The organism is Butyricicoccus sp. AM27-36 (assembly GCF_003480945.1).
GTDB lineage: Bacteria > Bacillota > Clostridia > Oscillospirales > Butyricicoccaceae > Agathobaculum > Agathobaculum butyriciproducens.
This window is the reverse complement of sequence record NZ_QUJR01000009.1, coordinates 147,636-154,626: the sequence shown is the minus strand read 5'-3', so window position 1 is coordinate 154,626 and position 6,991 is coordinate 147,636. Positions and strand designations below refer to the sequence as shown.

The following is a 6,991-nucleotide window of genomic DNA, read 5'->3' as shown; positions in this document are numbered from 1 at the left end:
TCCTGATCGTAGGTAGCGTGTACGCGCATGATCTTGCCCAGCTTGCCGGACTTGACGAGTTCCGCAACATACTGGTTTGCCGGGTTCATGATGTTGGAGAAACCGCAGTAGTTGACTACGCCCTTTTCCTTGGCCAGATCAGCCAGCTCGCGGGACTGCTCAGCAGACAGAGACAGCGGCTTCTCGCAGAAAACATGCTTGCCGTGCTCGAGAGCAGCCTTTGCCATCTCGTAGTGCATGCAGTTCGGGGTTGCAACGTCAACCAGGTCGATTGCCGGATCGGTAACAACGTCCATCCAGTTGGTGGTGTAGCGGTTGTAGCCCATGTTCTTCGCGAACTTTGCTACTGCATCCTCGCTGACGTCGCTTACCAGCTCAAATACCGGCATATCATCGCCGAAGATCATGCGTGCGTTGTGGAATGCGGTGGTGTGGGCCTTGCCCATCCAGCCAGCGCCGATCAGACCGATTTTGATTTCCTTGCTCATAAGTTTTTCCTCCTCAAAAAATCTCAATACCTTTGTTGGATTTTATCGAAAACGCCTTGTGCGTTTCTTACAATGTGAATAGATGAATGGTTTCCGGGGTCCGGCTCATTATCGAGCCAGACCGATCGGAGAGAACAGCGCGTAGACGCAAAGCATCAGGATGAAGCAGGTCAGCGCTGCGGGTTTTACATACTTCCACGGGGTCAGGTCAACAGCCTTGGAATCCTCGAGGATGAAGTCGGTAGCACGGGGCTTGAACTTGCCGATGAGCAGCATCAGTGCCAGGTCTACCGGGAACAGTACCGAAAGAACATACAGGTAATGTACATTCAGCGGCAGGAACTTGGAGATCGAGTACAGGATAACGTGTACGACCAGCGTGATCTTCGGTGCGCAGGCCGGAACGCGCTTGGTGTAGAAGCCTACCAGCACGATCGCGAGGATCGGCATGGAGTAGAAGCCGAAGCACTCCTGCAGGAAGTCATACAGACCGGACGGTGCATTGCTGACGAACGGCGCTACGCAGATGGATACGATCGCAAGACCGGTACCAACACGCTTGCCTACTCTTACCAGATGAGAGTCGCTTGCGGTCTGGTTGAACAGCGGACGGTGGAAGTCCAGCGTGTAAAGCGTTACACAGCTGTTCAGTGCCGAGTTAAAGGACGACAGGATCGCACCGAACAGAACCGCTGCAATGATGCCGAGCAGCCAGTTCGGAACAACCGTGGTGATCAGAGACGGGTATGCCAGGTCGCTGTTTGCCAGGCCGTCTCCGAAGAAGCGGTAAGCCAGCAGACCGCAGATGGTGATGAAGAACGGATCCAGCAGCTTGAGGAATGCGGTGAATACAGCACCTCTCTGTGCCTGTGCCAGATTCTTGGCAGCCAGCGTGCGCTGGATGATGGACTGGTTGGTGCACCAGTAGAACAGGTTGTTGAACAGCATGCCGAGGAACAGAACCGGCCACGGAATCATCGGAGGCAGGGCGTTCGCCGGATTGACCGCGTTGAACTTTTCCGCCGGAACATTGGTGATGAAGTCCTGAATGCCGGCAAGGAAGCTGCCGTTGCCGAGGATGCAGATGGACAGGATCGGGATCAGCAGACCGCCGATCAGCAGACCCACGCCGTTTACGGTGTCGGATACCGCAACTGCCTTCAGGCCGCCGAAGATTGCGTAGATGGAACCGATAACGCCGATTGCAACACACAGGATCGCAATACTCTGATAAGTGGTGATGCCGAACAGCTGATCCAGATGGAAAATCTGGTTGAAGGCCAGCGCACCGGAGTACAGTACGGTCGGCAGGTAAGTAAGCATGTAGCCGAGCAGGAACAGGAACGAGATGATCTGCTTGGTGGTGCGGTCAAATCGAACCTCCAGAAATTCCGGAATGGTGGTGATGCCGGCTTTCAGATACTTCGGCAGGAAGATCAGTGCCAGCGCCAGCAGCGCGATGCTTGCGTTTACCGACCAGCTCATGGCGCCCATGTTGGTCGAGTAGCTTTGTCCGGCCTGTCCGACCAGCTGTTCGGTGGACAGGTTGGTCATTTCCAGTGAACCGGCGATGACCAGACCACTCAGGCCGCGTCCTGCAAGGAAGTAGCCTTCCTTGGTGGACAGGTTCTCCTCCTTGGTCTTGTACCATGAGATCAAGGCTACAAGACCGGTGAAAGCAATGAATGTCAAAATGATAATCAAATGTTTCAACCCCTCTTTCGAATAAGAAAATTCTATTATATTGTAGAATTCCCTATTCTTGTTTTTCTTTTCTCTTTGATTTCTTTAACTCAAAAGAAACTATTTTGCGTGTTTTTGTTTGTTTCCCTTTCGTTGTACCTATCATATATCAAATTCTCGCATTCATCACTACACAGGATAATAATAAAATATCAAAAAATTATACTTTTCATTAGTATCATTTTTTGATATAATTGTATAAGAAAAGCGAATGACAGCATTTTCATGCCATGATATGGTACAAAAAAGGAGTTGACACCAATTATGCTTAATGATATGGGTATTCTGGCAGATTCTGTACGCTATTACCACGATGCAGATGCCTTTACCGCGACGAACCTGTACCATGTTCCGCACGCAGGCAGCTACCATTGCGACGAAACATACGGTATGCAGCGCAATTATCTTGATATCTGCCAGATGCTTGTTGTAGATGAAGGCGAACTGTCGGTCACCTACCGCGGTGAAACACGCACTGCCGGTCCCGGCAGCCTGATTCTGCTTGACTGCAGAGAACCGCACAGCTATCACGCCCTCACACCGATCCGCATGCGCTGGTTCCACTTTGCAGGCAGCGGCAGCACGGCCTATACACATCTTATTCTCAATACGCATGGGTTCATCCTGCCCACCGGAAGCAATGCCGAGATTGAGGAATGTGTCCGCCGCATCATGGTCTCGGTGCACCAGAACCAGCCCAATCCGCATATTATTTCCCTGACGATCAACAAGCTGCTCGTTCTGCTCGTGCTTGTGCTCGGGGAAAAGAAAAAAAGCGATCTCGAGATCGCCATTCAGGACTCGGCCGACTATATGACGTACAATTACGCGGATAAGTCGCTCTCCATCGAGCACCTGTCGCAGCGCGCTGCGCTCAGCACCTGCTACTATATGCGTAAGTTTAAGGAGTACCAGTCCGTTACACCGCATCAGTTTTTGCAGACCGTGCGTCTGAGCGCCGCAAAGCAGCAGCTGCTCACCACCTCGCAGAGTATTGAGACCATCGCAGATAACTGCGGTTTCTCCAGTGCTTCGCACTTTATTATGGCCTTCCGCAAGAGCACCGGCATTACCCCACATCAGTACCGCACCCAGTGGAAATAAAAAGCACACTCTCTGTACTGTGTCCACCGGATGAAACGGTCGCGTGTACAGACAGGCAAGCGCAGCGCAGCTGTGCTATCCGAACGGTGATATTCATCAGATTGCTGCACGAAATGTCGTTTTTATGACACGTATTGTATAGCAGACCAGTTGTGCGCTTATACAGATTATGGTATAGCAATCAAAAATCAGGTACATACACGGTGCCTGAGAGATAGGCAAACCCATCAAAAGATGGGGGACGCAAAGCCGGAAGGGTCTAAGGCGGCAAAAGCCGCAATGACAGCCGGTTGCAAGCATCAGTGAAGACGCTGTTAACCTCTTCTGCGCTTTATTTGGCAGAAGGAGGTGTACGCCGTCAAAAGAATATGGCAAGCCGATTCGCGGTGCAATACACTGCTCGCAGAGCAGGTAAAACTCTGCCCTTTTGTGCTGTTCCAACAAAGATATAAAAACGCTTTCAAGTCATGAGTAGCCATGTCTTGAAAGCGTTTTTTTATTTAAATTTGAAGCCGTTAAAGCAGATAAAATACGGAGGGAAAGTTATGAAAAACGATTGTTATCGGCAATAGTATCATTGTGTATGCTGTTGACAATGGCGCTGACTGTGGCGTTTGCGGCGGTCGCAGAACTCGAACGCGAGTACATCCTCCAGCGCCAGCGCAAGGGTATCGCCATTGCCAAGACAAAGAGCCAGTACACCGGACGCAAGCCGATACCGCTGCCGGACAACTACGAGCGGGTTGTTTCCCGATGGCGTGCCGGAGAGATTACCGCAATCGAGGCTATGTGGCAGACTAGACTTAAACCTAACACCGAGTTCATGGAAAACGGTCTGGAGGCCGGGCTGGACGATCAACTGGGCTACAGCCGGTATGACTACAAGAACAAGGATACGGATAACAGCCGGAACGGGCACAGCAGCAAAACCCTGCGCACCAGTTTTGGCGATGTAGAGGTGTCTGTGCCGCGGGATCGCAAGAGCGAATTCGAACCCAAGGTGCTGAGGAAAAATCAGACCAGCATCAGCAGGACATCGAGGATATTTTCATTGCCTGTACGGATAATTTGACCGGTTTTTCTGCGGCGATCGAGGCGGTCTATCCCAAGACGGAAATCCAGAACTGCATCATCCATCAGCTTCGAAATTCCAGCAAATATGTCTCCTACAAGGATTTGAAGGCACTTATGGCTGACTTAAAAGCAGTCTACGCAGCGGTAGATGAACCGGCTGCTTTGGACGCGTTAGACACGTTCGCAGAACACTGGAACAAGAAATACCCCAAGATTTCTCAGTCATGGAGGGATAACTGGGCAAATCTCAGCACTTATTTCAAGTTTCCTCAGGCACTCCGACGGCTGATCTATACGACCAACACGATTGAAGGCTTTAACCGTCAGCTCAGGAAGGTAACCAAGTCGAAATCCGTGTTTCCGACCAATGACAGCCTTTTCAAAATGCTGCAGCATGAGCCGAAAACCTGCAAGCGCTGCACGGTATGCGCTCAGAAACGGAGGAACAGCAAATGATTACGAATAAGTACGGCATTCACACCTTTTCACTGAAATTATAATGCAAATATTCCGAAATTCAGAATATTATCGAACAAAACGAGTGTATTCGCACCGACAAAGGGAAATTAGGTCTTTCGCCGTATTACCAGATGCCGCAGTTCAAGTCCATCGGCGTTGAAATTCACTTAGGGCAATCCATCTCGCATCCGTGCTGGCTGATACTGATTGTTAACCCGTCCTCCCTGCTCACTGGTACATATGAGTCGACCGCATTATTTCAGGCAGACAAAGAGTCTGTTCAACAGCTAAAGCACCGTCTGCGAAATATCCTTGATAAAATCGGCGTTGACCGGCGGCTCAAGGAGTTCAAGCTGTCGAGGTGTGATTTGACCTGCAATCTGTATTATGATCGCAAGGCGGATGTTCAAGATCGTTTGGATATTTTCAAGAAATCCTTTCCCATCCTCCACTACAGTGCGGTTAAGTTCGGCCAATATTCAAATTCCAATGAAAGATTCAAAGGCGCCAATAAGCATTCATCGAGTTAACGTACTGGAAATGGTTCGGATAAAGGCTTGTTTCAGGGTATTTGAGTCTGCTTAGACAGCATGATTTGACGTTTGATCGCCAACATTAGAATAAGCATACATGAATTAAAGTGAAATGCGTTTTCACCTATGTTGATGGAGGTTTTCTATGCCGAACGATGAAATCTTGACCGTAAAAGAAACCGCAGCCCTGCTCAAGACCACGCGCCAGCAGGTGCGCAAGATGCTCCTGAACGAAGAACTCCCTGCCGTAAAGGTTGGCAGGGAGTGGAGGGTGCTGAAGGCGGGGATTATGGAGTTTTTTTGAGGTGAATTTGTAAACATACCTATTGGATCATGTAGCCGTATATTTTCCGCATCAACACATCCAGATAAAGTTCTCTTTCGCGCTGTAGAATATAATTTGATCCTGTGGAAGATGAAGAGTTTGGCTGATATATTTTCGCTGATGTTCCAGATTGGCAATCTGAGCTGCCGTCAGAGATGTGCTATATCGCGAGATTGGTGCTGCTTTATCGGCGCAGTTAATCGCAATAATCAAACGGGAACATGATACAGGGACAGCATTGACTGAAACAATGCTAGATTGTTAGCATAATCTCTTTGATCCGAGCACAGCACATATACGATACAGATGCAATGATGCAATATATCTTTCAAGCATCAAATTCCACACACAGGATCAAAAATGATCAATCAATGCGAAATGGCAGGAGCACTTCATTCATGCGTTCAATATTCTGTACGACGCTGTCCTTGCGGCGGATAGCGAGGCTGACATAAAGCGTGTCGATGAGGGAGAACTGCGCCACGCGCGGCGACACGAAAAGCTGCTCGGGCGAATACAGCTCAAGGCAGATGTCGCTGACCTCTTTGAGCGGCGTATCCGGGTAACCGGTGATGCCGATGGTCGGCGCGCCGCACTCCTTCGCGGTACGCACGGCCGACACGATTTCGCACGTCTTGCCGGTATGCGAGATGGCGATAACCGCCGTATCCGGGCCGCATTGGCTCGCCTGAATCTGCATCAGGTGCGAATCGGTCAGCGAAACCGCGCGGATGCCGATGCGCATGAGGCGGATGTAGAAGTCCTCCGCGATGGTGCCAGACGCGCCGACACCGAGGATGAGGATATTCTCCGCCCGGTTGAGCACCCCCACCGCCTGCTCGATTTTCTCGAAATCAAGCAGCTGGAGCGCCCGCTCGAGCGTGTCGATATTCCGGCTGAACACATTCTCCGAAATGGTCGAAATACTATCGGTTTCGGACAGATCTTCAAAAATCGTGCGCACCGACTTAGGAGAATATTTCGCTAGCAGCAGCTTTACCTCGCTGAAGCCCGCGCAGCCGACGATCTTGCAGAATCGAATAATACTCGACTCCGCGATATCAAGCTCGGCCGCCATCTGCTGAATGCTGATCGAGGTAATATGTACCGGATCGGCTAAGATATAGTCCGCAATCCGCTTTCCAACCTTGGATAAAGTCGAATACTGCGACTGAATTGCGGCATAAACGTTCTTGTCCATGCAATCACCCTGCACTTCCGCATCATATAGTAATTTCATTGTATCACAAAACATCGACCTTGTG

At 50.2% G+C, this 6,991-nt stretch carries 6 protein-coding genes, 1 pseudogene and 1 riboswitch; of the genes and pseudogenes, 4 read left to right on the top strand and 3 right to left on the bottom strand.

All coding sequences use genetic code 11. The features are described from left to right. Positions 1-488: Gfo/Idh/MocA family protein (locus DW724_RS12545; RefSeq protein ID WP_147358662.1), on the bottom strand; the 488-nt coding region annotated here is incomplete at its 3' end. Positions 489-596: 108 nt separating this feature from the next. Then, on the bottom strand, positions 597-2,192 hold the full coding sequence (locus DW724_RS12540) for a solute:sodium symporter family transporter (RefSeq protein ID WP_118761716.1): 1,596 nt from the start codon (positions 2,190-2,192) through the stop codon (positions 597-599). A 303-nt stretch (positions 2,193-2,495) separates the two neighbouring features. Between DW724_RS12540 and DW724_RS12535 the strand changes: the two genes are divergently transcribed. The 4 genes and pseudogenes from DW724_RS12535 (at position 2,496) to DW724_RS12515 (ending at position 5,705) form a co-directional block, all read left to right on the top strand. Then, on the top strand, positions 2,496-3,335 hold the full coding sequence (locus DW724_RS12535; protein WP_118286018.1) for a helix-turn-helix domain-containing protein: 840 nt from the start codon (positions 2,496-2,498) through the stop codon (positions 3,333-3,335). 207 nt (positions 3,336-3,542) lie between these two features. Next, positions 3,543-3,633: riboswitch (cyclic di-GMP riboswitch) on the top strand. 522 nt (positions 3,634-4,155) lie between these two features. Continuing rightward, positions 4,156-4,799, top strand: a pseudogene (locus tag DW724_RS12525) (IS256 family transposase); the annotation flags it as partial. A gap of 200 nt (positions 4,800-4,999) precedes the next feature. Further along, entirely contained in the window at positions 5,000-5,398 is a 399-nt protein-coding gene (locus DW724_RS12520; protein ID WP_118761715.1) for a hypothetical protein, read from the top strand. Between the two features lie 148 nt (positions 5,399-5,546). Next, complete coding sequence (locus DW724_RS12515; protein ID WP_118761714.1) at positions 5,547-5,705, top strand: helix-turn-helix domain-containing protein; 159 nt, start codon at positions 5,547-5,549, stop codon at positions 5,703-5,705. Positions 5,706-6,090: 385 nt separating this feature from the next. Here the strand turns inward: DW724_RS12515 and DW724_RS12510 are convergent, their stop codons facing one another. Continuing rightward, a complete protein-coding gene (locus DW724_RS12510; RefSeq protein ID WP_158575195.1) occupies positions 6,091-6,927 on the bottom strand; it encodes a MurR/RpiR family transcriptional regulator in 837 nt (278 codons plus the stop codon). Positions 6,928-6,991: the final 64 nt, after the last annotated feature.

What these genes read in the sequence shown, in the direction of transcription:
- DW724_RS12510 (WP_158575195.1), bottom strand. Translation starts at nt 6,927, where the DNA reads ATGGACAAGAACGTTTATGCCGCAATTCAGTCGCAGTATTCGACTTTA.
- DW724_RS12535 (WP_118286018.1), top strand. Translation starts at nt 2,496, where the DNA reads ATGCTTAATGATATGGGTATTCTGGCAGATTCTGTACGCTATTACCAC.
- DW724_RS12515 (WP_118761714.1), top strand. Translation starts at nt 5,547, where the DNA reads ATGCCGAACGATGAAATCTTGACCGTAAAAGAAACCGCAGCCCTGCTC.
- DW724_RS12520 (WP_118761715.1), top strand. Translation starts at nt 5,000, where the DNA reads ATGCCGCAGTTCAAGTCCATCGGCGTTGAAATTCACTTAGGGCAATCC.